Origin of the sequence: Promicromonospora sp. NPDC050249, from assembly GCF_040656015.1 — a bacterium.
In the GTDB taxonomy this organism is placed as follows: Bacteria; Actinomycetota; Actinomycetes; order Actinomycetales; family Cellulomonadaceae; genus Promicromonospora.
This window is the reverse complement of record NZ_JBFAKY010000001.1, coordinates 179,705-198,678: the sequence shown is the minus strand read 5'-3', so window position 1 is coordinate 198,678 and position 18,974 is coordinate 179,705. Positions and strand designations below refer to the sequence as shown.

The 18,974-nt window shown below is 70.4% G+C and carries 20 protein-coding genes; 2 read left to right on the top strand and 18 right to left on the bottom strand.

All coding sequences use genetic code 11. The annotated features are described in order from the left end of the window. Nucleotides 1–161 precede the first annotated feature (161 nt). Nucleotides 162–1,940 carry a TraM recognition domain-containing protein gene (locus AB0I32_RS00870; protein ID WP_357502161.1) on the bottom strand — a complete coding sequence of 593 codons (1,779 nt, stop codon included), beginning with the start codon at nt 1,938–1,940 and terminating at the stop codon, nt 162–164. A 29-nt stretch (nt 1,941–1,969) separates the two neighbouring features. Then, a complete protein-coding gene (locus AB0I32_RS00865) occupies nt 1,970–2,611 on the bottom strand; it encodes a hypothetical protein (RefSeq protein WP_357501874.1) in 642 nt (213 codons plus the stop codon). A 483-nt stretch (nt 2,612–3,094) separates the two neighbouring features. Here AB0I32_RS00865 and AB0I32_RS00860 point away from each other — a divergent pair, with 483 nt between their 5' ends. Then, the gene (locus AB0I32_RS00860) at nt 3,095–3,253 is read left to right on the top strand and encodes a hypothetical protein (protein WP_357501872.1); all 159 of its coding nucleotides are present in this window, start codon (nt 3,095–3,097) and stop codon (nt 3,251–3,253) included. Between the two features lie 81 nt (nt 3,254–3,334). Here AB0I32_RS00860 and AB0I32_RS00855 read toward each other — a convergent pair whose 3' ends face one another. The 6 genes from AB0I32_RS00855 to AB0I32_RS00830 all read right to left on the bottom strand — a co-directional run bounded on the left by AB0I32_RS00855 (nt 3,335) and on the right by AB0I32_RS00830 (nt 9,511). Beyond that, entirely contained in the window at nt 3,335–3,814 is a 480-nt protein-coding gene (locus AB0I32_RS00855) for a hypothetical protein (protein WP_357501870.1), read from the bottom strand. Between the two features lie 50 nt (nt 3,815–3,864). Continuing rightward, on the bottom strand, nt 3,865–4,935 hold the full coding sequence (locus AB0I32_RS00850; protein ID WP_357501868.1) for a DNA-processing protein DprA: 1,071 nt from the start codon (nt 4,933–4,935) through the stop codon (nt 3,865–3,867). A gap of 925 nt (nt 4,936–5,860) precedes the next feature. Next, a complete protein-coding gene (locus tag AB0I32_RS00845) occupies nt 5,861–7,222 on the bottom strand; it encodes an ATP-binding protein (RefSeq protein ID WP_357501865.1) in 1,362 nt (453 codons plus the stop codon). Between the two features lie 176 nt (nt 7,223–7,398). Next, nucleotides 7,399–7,875: a hypothetical protein gene (locus AB0I32_RS00840; protein WP_357501863.1), complete on the bottom strand. Its 477-nt coding sequence runs from the start codon at nt 7,873–7,875 to the stop codon at nt 7,399–7,401. A gap of 73 nt (nt 7,876–7,948) precedes the next feature. Continuing rightward, nucleotides 7,949–8,869: a hypothetical protein gene (locus AB0I32_RS00835; RefSeq protein WP_357501861.1), complete on the bottom strand. Its 921-nt coding sequence runs from the start codon at nt 8,867–8,869 to the stop codon at nt 7,949–7,951. A gap of 186 nt (nt 8,870–9,055) precedes the next feature. Next, nucleotides 9,056–9,511, bottom strand: coding sequence for a hypothetical protein (locus AB0I32_RS00830; protein WP_357501859.1), 456 nt, complete (start codon nt 9,509–9,511; stop codon nt 9,056–9,058). A gap of 226 nt (nt 9,512–9,737) precedes the next feature. On the opposite strand from AB0I32_RS00830, the gene AB0I32_RS00825 reads away from it, so the two are divergent. Continuing rightward, nucleotides 9,738–9,920, top strand: a complete 183-nt coding sequence (locus AB0I32_RS00825; RefSeq protein ID WP_357501857.1) for a hypothetical protein — start codon at nt 9,738–9,740, stop codon at nt 9,918–9,920. A 106-nt stretch (nt 9,921–10,026) separates the two neighbouring features. Here the strand turns inward: AB0I32_RS00825 and AB0I32_RS00820 are convergent, their stop codons facing one another. From AB0I32_RS00820 to AB0I32_RS00775, 10 genes are all read right to left on the bottom strand, one after another. Continuing rightward, on the bottom strand, nt 10,027–11,478 hold the full coding sequence (locus AB0I32_RS00820) for an SCO6880 family protein (protein WP_357501855.1): 1,452 nt from the start codon (nt 11,476–11,478) through the stop codon (nt 10,027–10,029). Nucleotides 11,479–11,481: 3 nt separating this feature from the next. After that, the gene (locus AB0I32_RS00815; protein ID WP_357501853.1) at nt 11,482–12,894 is read right to left on the bottom strand and encodes a conjugal transfer protein TrbL; all 1,413 of its coding nucleotides are present in this window, start codon (nt 12,892–12,894) and stop codon (nt 11,482–11,484) included. Further along, the gene (locus tag AB0I32_RS00810) at nt 12,894–13,199 is read right to left on the bottom strand and encodes a DUF6112 family protein (RefSeq protein WP_357502159.1); all 306 of its coding nucleotides are present in this window, start codon (nt 13,197–13,199) and stop codon (nt 12,894–12,896) included. The genes AB0I32_RS00815 and AB0I32_RS00810 overlap by 1 nt, the downstream gene beginning before the upstream one ends. 180 nt (nt 13,200–13,379) lie before the next feature. Then, nucleotides 13,380–13,688: a DUF6112 family protein gene (locus tag AB0I32_RS00805; protein WP_357501851.1), complete on the bottom strand. Its 309-nt coding sequence runs from the start codon at nt 13,686–13,688 to the stop codon at nt 13,380–13,382. After that, complete coding sequence (locus AB0I32_RS00800) at nt 13,685–14,881, bottom strand: M23 family metallopeptidase (protein WP_357501849.1); 1,197 nt, start codon at nt 14,879–14,881, stop codon at nt 13,685–13,687. The genes AB0I32_RS00805 and AB0I32_RS00800 overlap by 4 nt, the downstream gene beginning before the upstream one ends. A gap of 9 nt (nt 14,882–14,890) precedes the next feature. Beyond that, entirely contained in the window at nt 14,891–15,586 is a 696-nt protein-coding gene (locus AB0I32_RS00795) for a hypothetical protein (protein WP_357501847.1), read from the bottom strand. 2 nt (nt 15,587–15,588) lie between these two features. Continuing rightward, entirely contained in the window at nt 15,589–16,665 is a 1,077-nt protein-coding gene (locus AB0I32_RS00790) for a ParB N-terminal domain-containing protein (RefSeq protein ID WP_357501845.1), read from the bottom strand. Further along, nucleotides 16,658–17,617 carry a hypothetical protein gene (locus tag AB0I32_RS00785; protein ID WP_357501843.1) on the bottom strand — a complete coding sequence of 320 codons (960 nt, stop codon included), beginning with the start codon at nt 17,615–17,617 and terminating at the stop codon, nt 16,658–16,660. Before AB0I32_RS00785 ends, AB0I32_RS00790 begins: the two co-directional genes overlap by 8 nt. Next, the gene (locus tag AB0I32_RS00780) at nt 17,614–18,006 is read right to left on the bottom strand and encodes a hypothetical protein (RefSeq protein WP_357501841.1); all 393 of its coding nucleotides are present in this window, start codon (nt 18,004–18,006) and stop codon (nt 17,614–17,616) included. Before AB0I32_RS00780 ends, AB0I32_RS00785 begins: the two co-directional genes overlap by 4 nt. Beyond that, on the bottom strand, nt 18,003–18,770 hold the full coding sequence (locus AB0I32_RS00775) for a bifunctional DNA primase/polymerase (protein ID WP_357501839.1): 768 nt from the start codon (nt 18,768–18,770) through the stop codon (nt 18,003–18,005). The genes AB0I32_RS00780 and AB0I32_RS00775 overlap by 4 nt, the downstream gene beginning before the upstream one ends. Nucleotides 18,771–18,974: the final 204 nt, after the last annotated feature.

The window sequence follows — 18,974 nt, the reverse complement described above, 5'->3', positions numbered from 1 at the left end:
GCTCTTGCGCCGTAGCCCCGCTTCAACCGGGCCCGCGCGCCGCGTGCGATGACTGGTCCAGGCCCTGGCCGGGTGTGCGGCCCGCACTTCGGTCGTTGTTCAGGTGTGCGACCCGCACCACTCGACGTACTCATGCGGAACGGTCGGCACCCTGCTGTCGGTCAGGAAGCAGTCGGTGGGGTCGGACGGGTGCGGCGAGCTGCCGTCTGCAGCAACGTCTCGACTTGGGTGCGGTCCGTCGTGAGCTGGTCGGCGTCGGGCCTAGCGGTCCAGGTGCGCAGGTCGGTGATGATCGGTGGCGCCGCGCGCAGCAGGACCAGGCTGATCCCGAACGGCAACATGCGGATCGCCTGCGCCGGCATGATCGCGACCCTGCGGACGGCGCGTTGCAGGGTGCGGGCACCGCGTTCGCCGCGGATGTGGGTGTCGGTGAACTCGTCGCGTTCTCCGATCAGGCTCGAGAAGTCCGCTAGGTCCTTGGAGGACGAGGAGCCGCCGAGGATGACCTTGACGATCGAGGCGTCCCAGATCGCGTTGGCTGCGTTCTCACCCCACTTGTCCCGCGCCTGGGACAGCGACTGCAGGACCGGCATCGTGGTCAGCCCGGTGCCGCCGCCTTCGGCCATCAGCGTGGGTAGTGACGGCAGGGGTGCGAGGTTGCCGATCTCGTCCAGCGCCAGCAACAAGGGCGGGTCCAGGCGTGCACCAGGCGAGGCGGCGGCGAGGTGTCGGGCGGTCTCGACTAGGTCCTCAATGAACGCCGCAACCAACGGGCCGCTGGTGACCGATCCGGCCCCGGTGGCGAGCAGGTACAGGGTCCCGTTGTTGCGCAGGAAGGCCTCGGGGTCGAACGACTCGTCCGGGCCGGGAGACACGGAGTCCAGGACGCGGGGGTCGGCCAGGCAGGCCAGCGCCTGCTTGACGCCCATCCAGGCGCTGTCCCGGGTACGGGGGTCCGCTTGGATGATCGCCTCCAGCGACTGCCCCCACCCCGTAGCCGCGCCCGGGTGAGAGGCGAGGATCGCCGCGGCGTCCTCGGCAGCAGAAGGCGAGTTGGACCACGCGAACAGATCCCGCGCCGACCTTCCGTCCAGGGCTGCGGCGTGCAGCATGGCCTGCAGGGCGGAGCGGGTCATGCCCTCCCAGAACCCGCCGTTCTCCGTACTGCCGCCACCGAGCCCAGTGGCCGACGCGAGGCCGGTGGCGCGAATCATCGCGGTCAGGGGGTCTTCGCAGCCGCGCACGATTGACCATCGAAGTCCGGCTGGCAGTCCTTTGGCCAGGTGCTGCGGGTCGAACACCGCCACCGGTCCGACCCGTTCGCGTGCCTTGAGGGTGACGGTCAGGGCGTCGGGCCGTGTCGAGGTCGTGACGACGGCCCCGGGGGCGTCGAGGATGGCGTTGACCACCATGTGCAGTCCTTTGCCCGACCGCGGTGGGCCGAGCACCAGGATCGAGTCTTCGACTGATGCCCACACGCCTTGCCCGTGCGCGGCCCCGAGTTGGTACCCGACCTCCGGTGCAGTGGGTTTGCGCAGTGACGGGCGTAGGGTCCGTGACCGTTTGAGCAGGACCCGCTCGGAGGCGGTGTGGGTGACGTCGCGACGTGTCGCCGTGCCCGGGGTGTGGTGCGGGCTGCGGATCTGCCGGTGGTTCGTCGCCAGGACTGCCTGGGTGGCTTGCCAGACCACGACACCCAGGAGGCCGAGGAGTAGGGCGACCGCGGTCCAGTACGCGGCCGGATGCAGGCCGTCTGCTCTGAGCACGCAGGCGGGGTCGGCGGGTCTGAGCAGGACGCCCAGCCCTGTCAGCGCATTTCCGGTCGGTGCGTCGGCGCCGGTGGCCCACGCCGCGAGACTGCCGGCCGCGCGCAGCACTGTGGCCAGGCCGAGCAGCACGCCTAGCCCGATCAGGCCGAGGTCGGTGAGCTCGTCACCCATCGCGCGCCCGGGCGCGGACGATGGCGTCTTCACAACGCCGCCAGACCGTCGTCCGGCGTTGCCTGCGGCGCAGGCATGGGCCCGGTGGGCTGGGGGAGATGACCTGAACGGGACCGGCCCATGTCGTAGTTGCGTGCTCGTGGAGATGGGCGCGAGGGCGTCTCGACGGCATTGGTGGACAGCTGGGGGAGCTGCGCCTGGTCCAGTGGGAGTGTGGTCCCGGAGATCTCGCCGTGGACCAGGACCGTTCTGTTGGCGAGCGCGGTGGGCTGCCGGTAGTGCACGTGTCCTTGTTCGTCGGCGTGGGTGCGGCCGACGACGACGGTGATCGCGACCGGCTCACCTGGTGCGTACCGGCTCACCTCTGCCTCGGCAGAGGCCGCACGACCATCCAGTTCTGCGGGCTGGTAGGTGTTCGGGTCGACGATGTCGTTGTAGGGCTGGCCGCCGTCGACGATCTCGACCAGGACGGGCGTGCCCAGATCGTTGGTGATCTGCTGCTGGGCCCACGGGACATCGCTGCGCCCCAGCGGCACACCCGGTCTTGTCGACGTGGTGTCCCCGGTCGGGGGCTGCCAGGGCTGGCCGTCGACTGTGACGGCCAGGCGACCGTCGGGGTCGATGTCGAAGCGTGCTCGGGGGAGCGTCACCGGCACCTGCTGGCGATTCACAGCGCCGGTCCTGCCGTGAAGGGCGCGCTCGGCGCAGGCCGGGCCGGCGCCGAGCGCGCGGGGCGTAGTGGCGTGCGCCGTGGCCCCGTCGTGGCGTCGCGATCGGCGATCTTCGGCTCGAGCGAGCGGGTGTCCTTGTGCATCCGGTCCTCCCACAGGTCGTGTGGGAGGCAGGTGCGCCAGCGACGTCGCGTCCGACCGCCAGCGCCGGTACCGGCCAAGAGCTGTCCGCGCGGCGGACGTCACGGGCAGCCTTCGCGTTCAGCTAGGAGCGGCGGGACTGGCGCCTCGGCGCCCCAAGCAGGTCCTGGGCCGCCCGGAACTGGCCGCGTCCCGGGTCGTGCCGTGCGCGGTCGGCAGGCAGGATGAAGTGATGGAACACAACGCTCTGGCGCCGTCTCGACGCACCGCAGACCACGAGCGGGCTGCGCGCCTCACCCGCCGCGAGGAAACAAGTGAGGCGAGCTCGGGCAGGAGGCTCTCGTGACTTCGCAGCTGCTGGCTCTGCTGATGGCGGGCGCGATCCTGCTGGCGTTCTTCGGCGGGTACCTGATCGGGCGTTGGCACGCCGACCACAGCCGGATCCCCGGGAGCACCACCCGGCAGACACCCGAACCTGGCTCAGAGAACTCACCCTGGTGACCTGAGGCGCAGGCGCGCCGAACTGCGGCGAGCGCGCCCTGTCCGGTCGGTTCTCCCCGGCGAGCCGGCCGCGGGTAAAGGTCAGAGGGCGACGCCCGATGATTCGTCGGGTCCCGGTCGAGGGGCGAACGGCCACGGCTCCTTGGCCCGTGTCGTGGTGGCGGGTCGTTCGCGGTGGAGCGCCGGGGCGTGGGCCTCGTTGTAGACCCGGAGGGATTCGGTCAATGCTCGCTTGAGCAGAGTGACAGCCCGGTCAGCGCTGGCCAGCGGCAGGTGCAGCAGGTCGGCGACGCCGCTGGCGGTCAACGGCTGCAGGTCATGGTCCCGTACCGAGTAGGTGGTGCCCCGGACCGCGAACTTCACGGTGAACCGTGCGCTCGTGACCGGCTGGTAGGCGTGGATCACGGCCGAATACATGGGGCGATTCCAGCCTTCACCGTGGAACCGGAACTGGTCGAACTCGACGTGGGCGGGATCCAGCCCCGGCAAGAGCTCGATCGCGTCTAGCGCCCGCACCACGGGCAGGTCCCACGCCTGGGGAGATTTCACGTCGTCGGTCATCGCAGACTCCACATCGACAGTTCAGCGAGGGCTACGGGGATGCTCTGGCGTCAGAGCGGGATCAGGGCCGGTGGGGTCGGCGGAACGTCCCTCCCCGGTCGTGACACCGAGGAGTCATACCCGGGGGTGCGGCCGGCCGTTGGCGCTGGTCGGGGTGCGGCGATCAGGTTCATCGCGTCGGTGGGGTGGGTGATGATGCGCGCCACGCGGCGTTGCAGCAGGTCGTTGGTGCCGGTGCTCGTGCCGCTGGTGATCGGTCCGGGGACCGTCCCGACGGGCACGCCCAGGCGCACGGCGTGCTGGGCGATCCTGATCGCGGGGCAGCGGTAGGCGCCCTCGGTGACCACGACGGCGTCGGCCAGGGACGCCAGGAGCCGGTCGCGGGCCTGGGCGCGGGCCCGGCTCGTGGGCCGACCGGGTGGGCAAGCGCTGACCAGGACTCCACCGTTGGACACGGTTGTCCGGAACAGGGCGGCATCGTCGCCGGGGTAGGGGCGGCGGCCCAGCCCGGCGGGCAGCACCGTGATCGCAGGCCCGCCCGCTACCGCTGCGCCGAGGAGGGCTGTGGCGTCGACGCCTGGCCAGCTGGACCCGAGGATCGTCACTCCGCGGTCGGCCAGGTCGATCGCCAAGGTTCGGGCGACGTCCCGGCCGTAATCGGTGGGGAAGCGTGCACCGAGCACCGCGACCCGCGGTGCGCTGCTGGTCAGGTGCGAGGCGTCACCGCGGGTCCACAGCACCAGCGGGTGGGTCGCCGGGGACCCGGCCAGGGCTGGCCAGCCGGGATCACCGGGGAACAGGGTGCCCAGCCCGCGCTCCTGGGTCTGCATCAAGACCCGGCTGACCTCGGTGAGGTCCAGGCGAGCGGTGACGTCTTGGCGCCAGCGGGCCAGGCGTGGGGTCTCTTCCTGTAGTGCGCCGTCGGCGATCTGCCGTACGAGGTGGACGGCGCCGTGCGCGGCGGCGAGCTGGGGTGCGAGCTCGTCACCGGGCTCGCAGCCCAAGGCCAGGACGATCCGCGCGGTGCGCTCGTCGGCGGCCATGTCCGCGATCTCGGACAGGGCTCCCCTCGTTACCGGCGTCAGGTCCTGTCCCGTGCGGTGCGGATCCTGCTCGTCCATGCTGTGCCCCCTGGGTGTGCGTGCCACTGGTGCCAACCAGGTGCACCCACACCGTCAGGACCTCAGCAATGACGCCCAGAGGAGCCAGTCAGGGACGATGGCGCCGCGTGCAGCAGGACGTGCGGCATACATGCCGGCGAGCCGCGGGCCGCCAGCATCGGGCCGGGGCGCCCGTAGCTGCCTCGATCCTGGCCAGCGCCACGGACACGTCCACCGGCCGACCGTCAGGGCCGTGCAGCACCTGGACCCGCACCAGGCCACCGCGGGGACGGAGGTCCCACCACTCGTAGCCGTGGTCGGACAGGACAGTATCGAGGTACCCGAAGGGCCCGCCTTGCCCGACGAGCTGGCCAGTGCGAGCGGCGCGCAGAGCCTCGACACAGGCCATGCAACTGCCTCGCAGACGATCGCGAGATCGTGGCGACGTAGCGAATTCTGCAACCGGACGAATGCGAAGACAGGTCCGACACTTCTTCTTGGGCAGGGGCGTCATGGCGGAGAACATAAGCGCACCAGTATCGACATGTCAACGCCAAGAGGGCGTGCGTAGCGATAACATTTCCGGACTCCGTAAGTTCCGAACGTTCGGAGCATCGCCGCAGGTCAGGATATATTTTATGTCCTAGAAAGGGCTGTGTGTTTACAGATTGTCAGCAGACTGGCTACATAGCGGTGGGTTAGTCGCGTGACACGTGTCAGTGATGGTGGCAAGCATGGTGGTGGAACAGATAGTGCGAGTAGTGGGTGTGTAGTACGGAAATGGAATCGGCGCGATCCTGTGAAGCCTGAAATCGCCTTGTCATACCGGCGGCGCGCACGAGGCGGCACCCTCCGCGCAGCCTGCTGCCGTCCCGTGCCGGCAAGCGGCTTGTGTAGTGCCGAGCTACAGGACAAGGTGTCCCGCGTGCAGGCTGATGTGATCCGTCTAGCGAGATCCGGATGCCTTCATGCCAGTTTCGAAGAGTTGGGCTTCGTTGGGGTGGAGCTGAGCCTGGACCAGGAAGGACCTGTTGCGGATGCGCCACAGGCCTTGGCCCAGGCCGAGGGTGGGCAGAAGCGTGGCCTCCGTACGGGTCAGGTTCAGGGCTTGGGCTGTGGTGCCGAGCTGGTCGGTCTCCTGCCGGTAGATGACCCGGGTCTCGGCGTTGGCCAGCAGAGCGGCGGCCAGGGAGCGTTGTGCGCTGCCGGTGTCGCCGACGTTGTCCAGGTCGGACAGCCGGTGGATCACCAACATGTTCGCGATGCCGTAGTGCCGGGCCAGGCGCCAGTGCGCGTCCATGCGGCGCAGCAGCGCGGGCTGGCTCATGAGTCTCCACGCTTCGTCGTAGACGACCCACCGCTGGCCGCCGTCAGGGTCGGCCAGGCCCCCTTCCATCCAGGCCGAGGCGCAGGTCATCAGGACGCTCAGGGCTGAGTTGTTCTCTGCGACTCGGGACAGGTCGAGGGACAGCATGGGCAGCGATGGGTCGAACTGGATGGTGGAGGGTCCGTCGAACAGGCCGGCGAGGTCGCCGCGCACGAGCCGGCGTAGTGCGTGGGCGACGTGCCGGCCGTCCTCGGTCAGGCGTCCGTCCGTGTCATCGGTACGGTCCGGGGCCATGAGGTGGTCGACGACCCGGGGGAGGACGGGGACCTCGCTGGTGCGGACGGTGGCGTCCAGGGCGATGTCGATCGCGGTGTGCTCGACCGGGTGCAGCGGCCGGCTGAGCATCGTCTCGGTCAACGCACCGACCAGCGTCCGCCGCCTGGCGGCGACCTGCTCCGCCCAGGCCGCGTCGTCGGTCCCGGCAGGGCGGTGGCCTTCGTCGAGCGGGTTCAGCCGCGCGGCCATCCCCGGCCCGAGGGCGATGGCCCGGCCGCCGACGGCGTGGGCGACTGCGGTGTGCTCGCCCTTGGGGTCGCACGGGATGTAGACGCGGCGCCCGAACGCGAGGGAGCGCAGGTACAACGCTTTGGCCAGAGCAGACTTGCCGGCGCCAACGATCCCAGCCACGACCATGTTCGGCGCGGTGACCAGACCACGCCGGTACAGCACCCACGGGTCGTACACGAACGAGGACCCGGAGTGCAGATCGCGGCCGACGAACACCCCGTCCGCGCCGAGCCCGCCTTCGGCGAGGAACGGGTAGGCGCCGGCCCAGGTCGCGGACGTGTCCTGATGCTGCGGGACCCGGAACCGGACGGGGGTACGCAGCGTCGCTGGGCCGTGGTCTCCGGAGCGGGGCAGGAACTGCAGGTCGCGGGTCTCAGCCCGTTCCGTATGCAGACGTAGCTTGTCGGCCTGCATCCGGTCCTGACGAGCCCGGGCCAGCACAGCGGCAGCGGCCCGTTGGCGGCCCCGGCGCACCGACCTCGGTTCATGACCGGTGGTCAAGGTCGCGGTGTGGACCCGCTCGGGTTCCCCCGGCGGGGCAATGCCGGGGTTGGAAGTCTGTCTAGGGCCCTGGGCGGGAGTCGGGGTAGTCATCGCGACCGCCTTGCGGCACGGCCCGCCGACCGGGCACGGGGGCGAATATCGGAGTCGGCCTCGTGGCGGGCGTGCCGCGCCTGGGCGCGGGGTCGGCTCCCACCCGCAGCGGCAGCGGTGGTGTTGGTGGCCGGGTACCAGGCGATGGCGCCGGAGTGGCCCATGGCCAGGTCGAGACTGACGTAGGCCCGGCCGAACAGTTCGACGGCCTTGCGCAGGTGCTCGATCGCGGTCAGGGCGTGGACCTGCCCGGTGGAGGCTTTGCCCTGGTCGTCGTGGGCCAGGGCCACGTTGTCCCGGTGGGCGGCCTGGACCTGGGTGGTGACCTGTTCCAGGCGGCGGACCACGGCGGCCAGGTCGGTGATCACCCAGTACGTGTCCGCGGGGTCGTCGAGCTTCTGCGTCGAGTGGGCCAGCCGGCGCAGTGCCTCGGCAGCGTCCTCGGCGTCGTGCTGCGGGTTGGTGGTATCCATGACGGACTCCCTGAGCCTCGGTGAACGGAACACCGAGCAGGTGCGCGGGCGTCACCGTCAGCGGCTGGCGCCGTCACAAGGACTGGCCGTGGTCGGGATCGTGTCCGGTCGGGCGAGGCGGGAGCGGTCTGGTCGACCCCGACGCGTGCGGCGGCTGCCTGGGAGCCACGGGTCGGCTGACTGGCGTGGAGCCGGTGAGGCCGGTGTATCGCCCCGGCCAACCGCCCGGAGCCTCCGTGGGGAACTCGCGCAGCAGGTGCACAGTCCCCAGACCCGGTTGATACGTCAGGATGTAAGGACCGTCGGTGGCTTCGTGCGTGCCCGTGTAGTGCGGTACCTGCGCGTGGTAGTACTTGTTGAACAGGGCTGCCTCGAGGGTCTCGGACCCGAAGTCCCACTGCGCCAGGTGATCGATCGCGGCCTGGGTGCCCTGCTCCTGCAGGAGGTCGACGACGGCGTGCCCTTCCTCGTCCTGGACGAAGACCACCGTGTAGAACCGCCCGGGAGGCCACGCCGGCCCCTCGTTGGCGGCCGTCGGATCAGGAGGGACCATCGGTGGCGCTTCGACCGTGGTGGGCTCGACCGCGCCGGGTTTGTCCGGGTGCTCGAGGTCGAGGGCGAGCATGGTCAGCTCGTCGGAGTTGAGGTACGCGGCCTCGGTGACCCAGGCGGGGAACAGGTCCAGATTCTCCGGGGCACTGAGCGGGTGGCTCATCTGGTACCGGTACGCGTCGGCTGCCGCGGACAGGAACGTCACCAGCGTCCCCATCCCGGTGAGGGTGTCGACGTCGGCGCCGACACCGGAGTGGATGTCCCGTCCGTCATGCGGCACCAAGCCAGGGGCCGTGGCGTCGGCGATGCGGTAGGCGTACCGCTGCCGGTAGCCGCCGTGCTCGTCCGGGCTGGTGCCGTCGTGCCACAGCGCCAGGCTGAGGGAACCAGCCTGGCGCGTGACCAGCTTCCGGGTGCTGGGGGAGGGGGCGTCGTTGTTCATGCCAGATAGGTGTGCTCGACAGGCACGGAGATCGCCGGCCGTGTGGTGCTGTCACGGGCTGGGCATGCCACCGGCCGCGCGGTCCCGGGATGGTCCGCACGGCCGGTCCTGTCGTCCCGTGGGACTTTGCGCTGTCGTACTGCCTGCGTCGCAGCATGCGGGCAGCGGGCAGGTTCGTGGTGGTGGTTACAGCGAGGGTTGGTGCGTGGGCTCCTCGCGCCGGGAGTGATCCGGGCGCGGACCGGGGCTGGGCGGCTTGCGGTCGGTCTCAGCGGTGCCGGTCAGGCGAGTGGTCTCGTTCTTTGCTCCCGCCAAGGGCTGGCAGGCGAGGTAGATCAGGTTGGTGGCATCGGTGAACTTGTCGGCCGCCCGGACAGCGGGCGAACTGCGAGGAAAGGCACCCAGGTCGCCGGCCGGTGCTGGCAGTGTGGGGTGGTCGAAGCCGAGGCGGGCCAGGTGTGTGGTGACAGTGGCCATCTCCCGCAGCGCGCTCAGGAGCTCGTCGGTGATCTGGGGCGCCTGGGCGTCCAGGCTGGTCAGGTTTCTGGTCTCACTGGCCAGGCGGCGCATCGTCTTCGCGACAGCCACAGCGGTCTCGACGGGGTCCGCATCGACGGCCCAGGGCGAGGGCTTGGTGGTCATGGTGGCTCCTTCTCGGGCGCAAGCCGGTTCGTGGCGGATGTGGTGTTCGGGAACGGGGTCAGGGTTCGGGGTCGTCGAAGTCGAACGTCTTGTCGGTCGGCCCGACCAGTACCTCCTCGTGCAGCTCCATGCCCTCCATCAGCTCGTCGAGGTAGTCGGAGGTCATTTGCTGCAGCCACTGGGGCAGAAAGTCCATCGAGCCGTCGGGCTCGGAGTTAAGGATGGTGTGGCCGATCGCCCACAGGTGTCCGAGCAGGTAGCACATGGCCGCGTCGGTATCGACGGCGCCCTGGTTGTGCAGGTCGGCCGCCTGATATCGCTGTCCGGCCTGTTCTTGGTTGATTACGAGGTAGCTGTACCGGTGCAGGACGTCGCCGTTCTCGCCCGGCTCGTCGCTGAGGTGTCGTAGCGAGCGGGCCGACCTGAGTGATGACCCGTCCCGTGTTGAGTTGAGGTGTGCGTGTGTTCATGGACCACAGGTGCGCGAGCACCACCGCGCACGGCTCGCACCGCACTCAGCCGGGCAGGATCGAACGCGCGAGAGCCTGCGCCTGCTGTCCCCACAGTCGTCGGGTCTCGACCCCGGCTTGGATGGCGGCCTGCTCGACGGCGGCGACGTCGTGCTCGAGCCGTTCGACGTCGGTGGCGGTGATAGTGATCAGCCCCGTGGCGGTCAGGAGGCTGTGCCCGGCGGCGAGGTCGGCCTCCTGCTGCAGGACATCGGACAGTTCGGCCTGGTCGGTGGCGTCGGTGGTCTGTCCTATCCGGGCGCGCTGGGTCGCGTCGGACAGGTGCCCGGTGCGGCGACGGCGCAGTTCCCGCATGGCGACGTCGGTCCGCACGGGCCGGTACGTCAGGGAGATGGTCCGCTGGACGCCGGAGGACAGCAGCAGTGGTGCGAGGAACCCGGGGTAGGACTGAGCCTGGGGCCACTGCGAGATCCACAGCACACAGTGATGGGCGCCGTCGGCGCGCAGGTTGCCCCAGGTCTCGGTCACAGCGATGGGTCCCGCGGCGGCCAGCTCCCGCCCGAGGGTGGGGTGGCGTTCCAGGGCGGGTCCGATGGCGGGGTCGTAGGCGGTGCGTAGATGGATGGCGAGCTGCCCGGCATCGTAAGGGGTACCGGGGGTCAGATCTGCGGCGCGCACTGCGATGGTCAGGGTCTCGACCTCCTGCCGCAGCACAGCAGCGGCTCCTCGCAGCCCGCCACCAGCGGCCCGGATGGTTCGGGCGGCGGCGTTCATGTCCAGAGACAGAGCAATGGTGGTCGCGTGCTGCTCCCCGGTGGGGCCGGCTCGATCGATCAGGTCGGCGTACGTCCTGCTGGCGAAGGACCCGTCGTCGATTCCGTGGGTCCGCCACCAGTCGGCCAGGGAGGCGCCCGAGCCAGGCAGCGTGCGCTCGACCACCTGGAGCGCGGCGATGTGTCCGGACCGGGAGACCGTGGCGAGGACCCGGCCCCACGCGGTGACCCGGCGCTGCTGCTCGCCCGGGTCGAGCAGCACGAACGCCGGGTGGGTGACGGGCAGGATCGCGGTGAGGGTCGGGGCGTGGGGGTCGTGCACGAGCACGGCACCGGTGACCGGGTCGGTGTACTGCCGCAACGAGGCAGCGTCCCCGGGCAGGGCCAGGGTCCCGGCCGGCCGAGGCCGCGCCGACCCGCCGGTGATCCGGGCGCGGTAGTGCAGTTGGCCGGTGATGGTGCGCCAGGCCCAGGAGCCCGCGATCGGGACCCAGGTGACCGTCTGCCGCCCGCCCACAGGCACGAGTGCGGCTGCTACGGCCACGGCGAGCAGCACGATCGCGTAGAGGGCTCCGGTGCCGGTGTAGAGCGCGACTACCAGAGGCAGTCCACCGATGCCGATGGTGGCCAGCTGGGTCGCGGTCAGGCCCAGCAGCAGGGCCCGCTTGGACAGGCGGGAGAACTTCACCGCACGCAACTGCCCGGTGGAGGCGTGGTCGACCATGGTCTACTCCCCGTCCTGGAACAGGATCCCGGGCCGCTCCCGAGGCGATGCCGACGGCGGCTGCGCATCGGCGCTAGCCGTGGGTGTCCCCCGTGCGCCGGACGGGGTACCGGATGGCGTGGGCTGGTCGGCGGTGGGCGTGGTCGCGCCGTCGCCGGTCTGGGCAGCCTGGCCGCCCAGGGCTCGGCCTGCGGCCGGGCCGGCGTCGAAGGCGGCCTTCGCCAGAGCTGCACCGGCGACCACAGGAGCCGCAGGCCCGGCCGCCGCAGCACCCGCACTGGTACTCGCACCGGCACCTGCGCCGGCACTGGAACCAGCGCCGGTTCCGGCCGCAGAGCCAACGCTGGTTGCTCCCGTGCTGCCGCCCACACTGGTGCCGCTCGAGGCGGTGGTGGTGCTGGAAGCACTCCCGCCCCCACCGGCGGCGGCGCCGTCATCACCGCCGTCGGTCGTCCCGTCGGAGCCCAGGACCTTGGCGGGGGTAGGTCTGGGCCATCCACCGGGCAGGTAGGGGACGGGACGGTTGAGTGCTTCCTTGGCGTCGGTCTCGGTGGTCATTGTCTGGTAAAGGTCGAAGCCCAGGAAGTTGAGGAACTTGTAGGTCAGGTACGGCGCAAAGGCGCCGATCACGAGGAGCACTATTCCGGTGAGGGGTTCTGCGACTGAGGCGATGTCGGCTTCGATGGGGGCGGACATCTGCTCGGTCGCGATCAGGAAGATCACGACCAGCACAAGCTTGGACACGATGAGCGCGACGGTGAAGGTGGCCCACTTGGTCACCCACCCGCGGGTCGCGTCCCACGACGCTCCGGCCAGCGCGAGCGGGGCAAGCGCGATCGCGACAAGGATGAGGGCGGAGCGCACCAGCAGACTGATCCAGACAGTGAACGCCCCGGTGAACGCCAGCCCGGCCAGGAACAGTGTCAGCAGCGGGCCGACACCGACGACCATGGTGGAGATGGAGATGCCGGTGACCATGAGGATCAGCCGTTCACCGACCTGCTCCATGGTGGTCCCGGCAGCGCGGACCAGCCCGTGGCAGAGCTGGTCGGTGATCTCCAACAGCGCCGCCGTCAGCGTGACCCCTAGGAAGCTGCCTAGGATCGACTTACCCAGTCCTAGGACGCCGCGCCCGAGGGCGCCGGGGTCGCGGCGGACCATCCCGGTGATGACCTGCAGCAGGAAGAACAACAGCATGACCAGGATCGCGATGCCGAACACGAGGGCGTAGACCCGCCGAAAGGGCGTGCTGGTCACGTCGGTCATGGTCGTGGTGACCATGAGGGCCCACACGCCTTCCAGGACCCAGGCGGCCAGGTCACCGACCATGTCCGCCAGCGCCTGGATCGGTGAGGCCACCGTGTTGGCGGAGCCGGCGCAGACCTGCGCGACGACGGGGAGGGAGCAGATGTCCATCAGATCTGCTGCCCGAGGTCCCAGCCGAAGTTGACCAGTGCGACCGCGGCTCCACAGACGACGCCGGCCGCTGCGGCGACCAGGATCCCGGTCTTGCCCCGCCCGGCCAGGTGCGGGTTGGAGCTGTTGGCGCCGAAGGCCCACACGATCGCGGCGATGATCAGGGCGACCACGGCCAGGATCAGGCCGATGCTCATGATCGCCCCGACGATTTCCCGCAGCTGGGGGATTCCCGGCAAGCCGTCCGTGTTCGGCCGGATGTCGATGTTCCCGGGTACCCGGGTCTCGATCCTGGCTGCGGTCAGTGCGGCGTGCTCGACGGCGTGGGTGACTGCCGCGGAGGCGGCGTGGGCGGCGGTCTGGAAGTGCAGCATGGCGGTTCTCCCTCAGCGCGGTGATGTCTGCGCTGGACAGGTGCACCGCCCACACCGTGCTGGGGTCGCCAGGTCGTCCTGCTGCCAGGCGTCCCCGGCAGCTGGCCGTTGCTAGAGGGTGTGGCCGAGGTCGATGAGCCAGTTCGTCCAGGCCAGCGCGCCGCCGGTGAGTACGGCGCCGGCGACGGAGATGAGCACGCCGGTGCGGGCCTTGCTGGTCGCCTGCCAGTTCCCGGACGCTGATGCCGTGGCCCAGACGAACGCACAGACGGCGAGCATCGCCACCGCGATCACCAGTGCGATGGTCAGCACCGCGCCGATGATCGGGTAGAGGCGGCTACCGGTCACCGCACCAAAGTCCGGGCCGACCCCCGCGACCAGGCCGGCGGCAAGTGCCAGCGAAACTGGTGAGCCCGTCATGACGTCGCCCCCGTCGAGCACGACCCCGTGGCGGGCAGGACGGCCGAGCCGTCCAGGGCTGCGGGCGAGTGCGCCGCCAGCCATGGTTCGGGGTTGATCGCGGCGGAGGAGGGTCCGCCGGGCCGGATTTCCAGGTGGAGGTGCGGGCCGGTCGAGCGTCCTGTCGATCCGACCTGAGCGATCTGGGTGCCCGCCGTGACGCTGTCGCCGTCGGCCACGGTGGTGGAGCCGTCGCTCAGGTGCAGGTAGGCCGAGCCCACACGCTGGGTCCCGGCGGCGCTGGCGATGGTGTGGTCGAGGACGATCATGTTGCCGCCGGTCGGGCTGGTCTCGACGGAAGCGACCACGCCGTCGGCCAGCGCGAGGACCGGTGTGCCAGCCGGTGCGGCGTAGTCCACCCCGGCGTGCAGCTTGTAGTGCCCGGTATCGCCGAGGTCACGCATGCCGAAGCCTGAGGTGCGGGTCCAGGTGTCGGCCGGCAGCGGGAACACCACCCGTGATGACACAGCCGGACCGCTTGCCTGGACGGGTACTCCCTGCCTGGCGGATCCGGTGAGCTTGTCGAGGATGGCGCGCGCGACCGGCTCGTACTGCGCGTACCGGTCAGGAAACGCCGAGACCTCCACCGCCTGCGCGGCGGCTCCTTTCGGCAGCTGCTGCCAGTCGGGGATGTCCAGCAGACCACGCGGCGATCCGCGGTTCGGCCCGGTGGGCCCGCCGTAGAAAGCCGCAGCCTGATAGCCCGGGTCCATGAGCTGGGCGACGGTCCCCCACCCGGCGGCCGGCCGCATCTGGAACAGCCCGAGGCTGTCGTGGTCCTGACCGGTCCCGTCGTGCGGATAGTTGGTCGAGTCGGGGTAGGCGCCGGGGTTGGCCAGCATCCGCAGGTGCGACTCGGTCAAGGCCGCCATGAGCGCGATCAGGATCCCGTCCCGACCGACCCCTGCCGTCCTGGAGCCGGTGGTGATGATCGTCGCGGCGTGGCCCAGCTGGACCCGGTCCAGCCGCACGACGTCACCGCCGGTCGTGGACGCGGTCAGGTCTGCGGGCAGCGAACCGACGGTGCCCACAGTCGTGCCCCCGGCCCCGCACCCGGTGCTGGGCTCGGGGGCGAGGAGGGCGTAGGCGGTCAGCGCGGTGGGCGGCCCGAACAGGAACAGCACCACGGCGACGACGGCGAGAACGCGCATCATGGGTGTCCCTCAGAGCAGGGCGGCGTCGGAGGTGGACAGGCGCAGTAGGTGGCACTGCTCGTAGGCCGGGCCGCAGACCATGAAGATCGTGAACTGCACCTGCGACCTCGCCGCGACGGGTTCGCCGTCCCAGGTCCCGGCCCGGTGACGCACCCCCGTCACGGTGCGCGCCGTCGTCCCCTCGACGACCGCGCCGTCGGGTGCCTGGGCGAGGGCCTCACGCCACGCGGCCGGTTCGACGACGTCGGTGACCTCGAGCCACTGTCGTGTCTGGTACTGCGCCAGATGCGTCCAGGCCTTCGGGCTGGGCAGGTAGGTCCGCAGGTCGACCAGCAGACCGGGCGTTTCCTCACCGGTCGGGTCCGCGACCGTGAGGAGCTGCTCGGTCAGTTCGGGCAGGTTGGAGCTCGTGGTGTCCCAGGCAAACAGGGCCTCGGCCACCGATCGCGCGAACGCGTCCGGGTCGGTCGCCTGGGCGATCGGGCCGCCCCCGTTCGTTGTGGGGTTGGGGGCGGTGCCAGCTGGAGTCTCGATCTTGTCCGGCGGGGCGGACGGAGCCGCCGGCGACGCGGTGGCGTGTTCGTCGTCGGTAGTGCTCGGTGCCAGGAGCCGCAGCCCGACGGCAACGAGCACCAAGGTGAGCACGACGATCAGGACGCTCAGGACGCGGTGCGTCAGGATCCAGGTCTTCAGTGCGTTGCGCATGGTCATGCCTCCCTCTGGTCGCGGCGGGCTGCCTGTGCCTGGTCTCGTGCGGCGCGGGCTGCGGCGGCGAACCTGGTGGTCTGGTCCAGGACGTTCTCGAAGACGGCCCAGTCCTTCTCGTCGGTGCCGGCGCCGACGTCGGTGGGGTCGTAGTGCTCCCACCACCCGTCCAGTCCCTCCCACAGCAGGGCCCACGCCCGCAGCGAGTGCCGCCCCTTGCCGCGGGTGTCCCGGGCGGGCTCGGGCTGGCTCAGACGCTGGACGGCGGCGGCGACTACCTCGTTGACCTCGTCCTGGCTGACAGGCTCGACCGCCTGGGCGGTCGGGTCGGTCGCGGCGAGCTCGGCCTTGACCCGGTCGTACAACGGAAACACGGACGCACCGGCCCGGACCTGCTCCAGGGCGTCGGCCGCCAGGGCTCGGACCCGGTCGGGCCGGGCGGGGTCCTCGGCGATGTCCGACATGGCCGCGATCCGGTCCAGGCGGGAGTAGGACGCCTTCCCGGTGACCATCTGCGCGGCCTGCCGGCGGGAAGTTCGCAGGTCATACGGTTCTGCCAAATTGGCAGAACCATAATTTTCCGTTTTGTCCCCAACCTCTGCGTGGTCGGTCGCATCAACACCGGATGGTGTGGTTCCCGGGCCGTCGGCGGGCATGCCGGTACCGCCGAACTGGGTGACCTGCTTGCGGCGCGCTCCGTCTTCGGCGATCAGCTGCTTGATCTCCCGGTACAGCTGCGCCGCCTCGACGTCGTCGAGAGGCTTGCGCAGCTGTTCCTCGTCGCGTTCGGCCAGCACTTCCTGCAACCGGGTGGAGATCCCGCGCCGCACCCACGGCCGGGTCGTGGTCCACCCCAGGCGCTGGATCGCGACCAGGCGCCGGAACCCGCACACCAGCACCATGTCCGGAGTCACGGTGATCGGCTGCAGCAGCCCGACCCGCTGGATCGAAGCTGCCAGCGCGTCGATGTCCCCCAGGTCGTGCCGGTGCCGGTCACCGACTGTGATCGAGTCGACGGCGACGTCCAGGCGCAGCAGACCTTCTGCAGTGTCCTGCTTCTGGGCTTTGAATTCAGGCATCGCACACCACCCGCAGATCGGGCCGCGGCGAACCAGCGGCGGCGTGGACGCGACCCGGCGATGCCTCGGGGCTCGCCGCCTGGAGCGCGCGCACGAGGCGGGTGTCGCTCAGCAGCTCTGTGGTGCGCTGACCGCGCATTAGTCGGACCAGCAGTCCGTCGCGGACCACCAGGGCGGGGTGGTGAGGGTGTCCGAGGACGACGGCGCACAGAGCGGTCCACCGACGCAGCTCCAGATCGAACCTGCCCAGCGCGGTCTTGTCCCGGCGCAGGTACTCGAACGCCCGAGCCGTGTCTCCAGTGATGGTCAGGCGCTCGGTGATGTAGTCCAGGCATGCCCGGGCGTCGGCGGGATCCCAGCCGAAACCGGCCAGAACCTTGGCGGCCAGATCCAACGCTGTGCGGGCCTCGACCGCCGCGACCTGCGACGGCCGCGACGAGACGATGTCGTCGTCCGCATCGAGGTGGTCCAGCAGCACCGGGTCGACCGAAACTGCTTCACCGGTGATCGACTCGATCGACCGAGCGCCGTCGAGCTCGTAGTCACTGAACCGGGTGGCGTCGTGCTGGTCGGACGTCAGCAGCCGGCGTGCACGCGACTGGTCACACAGCAGACCGTTGGCCCGGTCCTCGGCCATCAACGACAGCTGCACCGCCCGGGTCACAACGCCCCAAGGGTCGTCGGCCTCCACGGTCGCGGGGGCTCGCAGGACTTCGAACGCAGCGAACGCGGCGTCGTGCGGCGTCTGCCGGTACTTCTTCGCCATGCCCTCGTACCTGGCCATGCAGAACTCGATCAGCTCGGTGGCCTCCGGGTCGGTGGACCAGGCGCGCTGGCCGTCCATGTGCAGACGGAGCAGCAGGATCCGCAGGCCCTCACCGGTCGTGAATAACGGCCGCTCGCCCTGGGCCGTGCCGGCTTCGGGTGTGGTGGGTAGCGTGGTGGTGGTCATCGAATGCCCATCCCTTCGGTGCCTTGCTGTGGTTCGGTTCGTTCCTGTCGCCGGCCGCTCGGGGTGAGGAGCCGCTTGGCGGCGCCGGCGGCGTTCTTCGCCGCTGCGGTCGGCCGGCGCAGGGTTCGGCGCACGATCGCGGCGTGCAGGTCGACGCCGCGCACAAGGACCCGCCTGGCGAGTAGCGAGGGCAGGTCCCCGGCACGAACCCACGCGACTTCCCGGTCCCTGGCGGAGCGGGCCGGGGCCTTCGCCCGGGTGGTATTGCGGCGTGCTTGGTCGTCGAAGGCGTGCGGATCGGTGCCAGGAGACCGGGTCGGGTTCTTCGGCTGATCCGGCTGGGTGCGGGTGCCTCGGCCGTGCTGCGAGTGCGGGGATTGCGGGTTCACAGGCTCATCACCTCCGGGGGCCGGCGGCTGGAGCCGTCGGGATCGGGACGGAACATCGACTTCGCACCCGTCGGTGTCACGGGGCGGGGGCCAGCGGCGTGGCCCGACCTCTGTCCTGACCGCGTCGCGACGTCGGGTGCCAGCGCCGGCTGTCCGTGTCGCGTGGGGTCGGGGGCAACGAGGCGCCGCAGCAGGTCCGCGTCGACCGGCCCCGTGCGGTCGCTACCGGGACCGACCAGCTGGGAGTGCGCGACGACGCCGTCGGCGCGGAGAACCACTGACGGTGGCAGGAGGACGTGGCCGCCATCGCCATGGAATCTGAGACCTGACCGCGGTGCGTCCCAGGACGGCTGGGTGGTCTGCGGTGAGCGAGGGAAGATCAGGCTCAGACCACCGGTCGGGGTGCTGATCGCCAGTCCCGGCCGGGGCAACAGGCCTGCCCGCATGACGCTCTGGAGCGCGCTGATACCCGACAGGGTGCGGTCGGTGCGGACCTCCAGGACGTCGAGCCGGGAGGCGGACCCCGTCGGGACTGCGAGGTTGGTGGTCGGGTACCGCGACCACCACCACGCCACCCGGTCCAGGTCCGTAGACGCGCTATGGAGGCCTCGCACCGTCAGTGGGCGGGTGCTGCCCTGGATGCAGGGGAAGACCGGCACGCCCGCGGCAGCGAGCACCCGGGCAGCCTCACCAGTGCTGCTGGTTGCGGCAGCGCGCCGGGCAGCCGTCAACGGCGCCGGGTCGAGCTCGTGCGTGGTGTCCATGGCTCGACCTTGACGATCCAGCGCACGCTTTCCGCACACCTACCACCGTGCACACCACGGGTGCGCGCGGTGTTCGTGCTGGTCAGGAGCGCACACCAATTCGTTTCAAACAGGGGTTGCGAGCCTTACAAGGGGCCGCGCAAGCCGGTCCAGATCAGGAAGCGTGGCCGGGTGTGCGGCAGGTGCGCGCGCAATCTGTCGCAG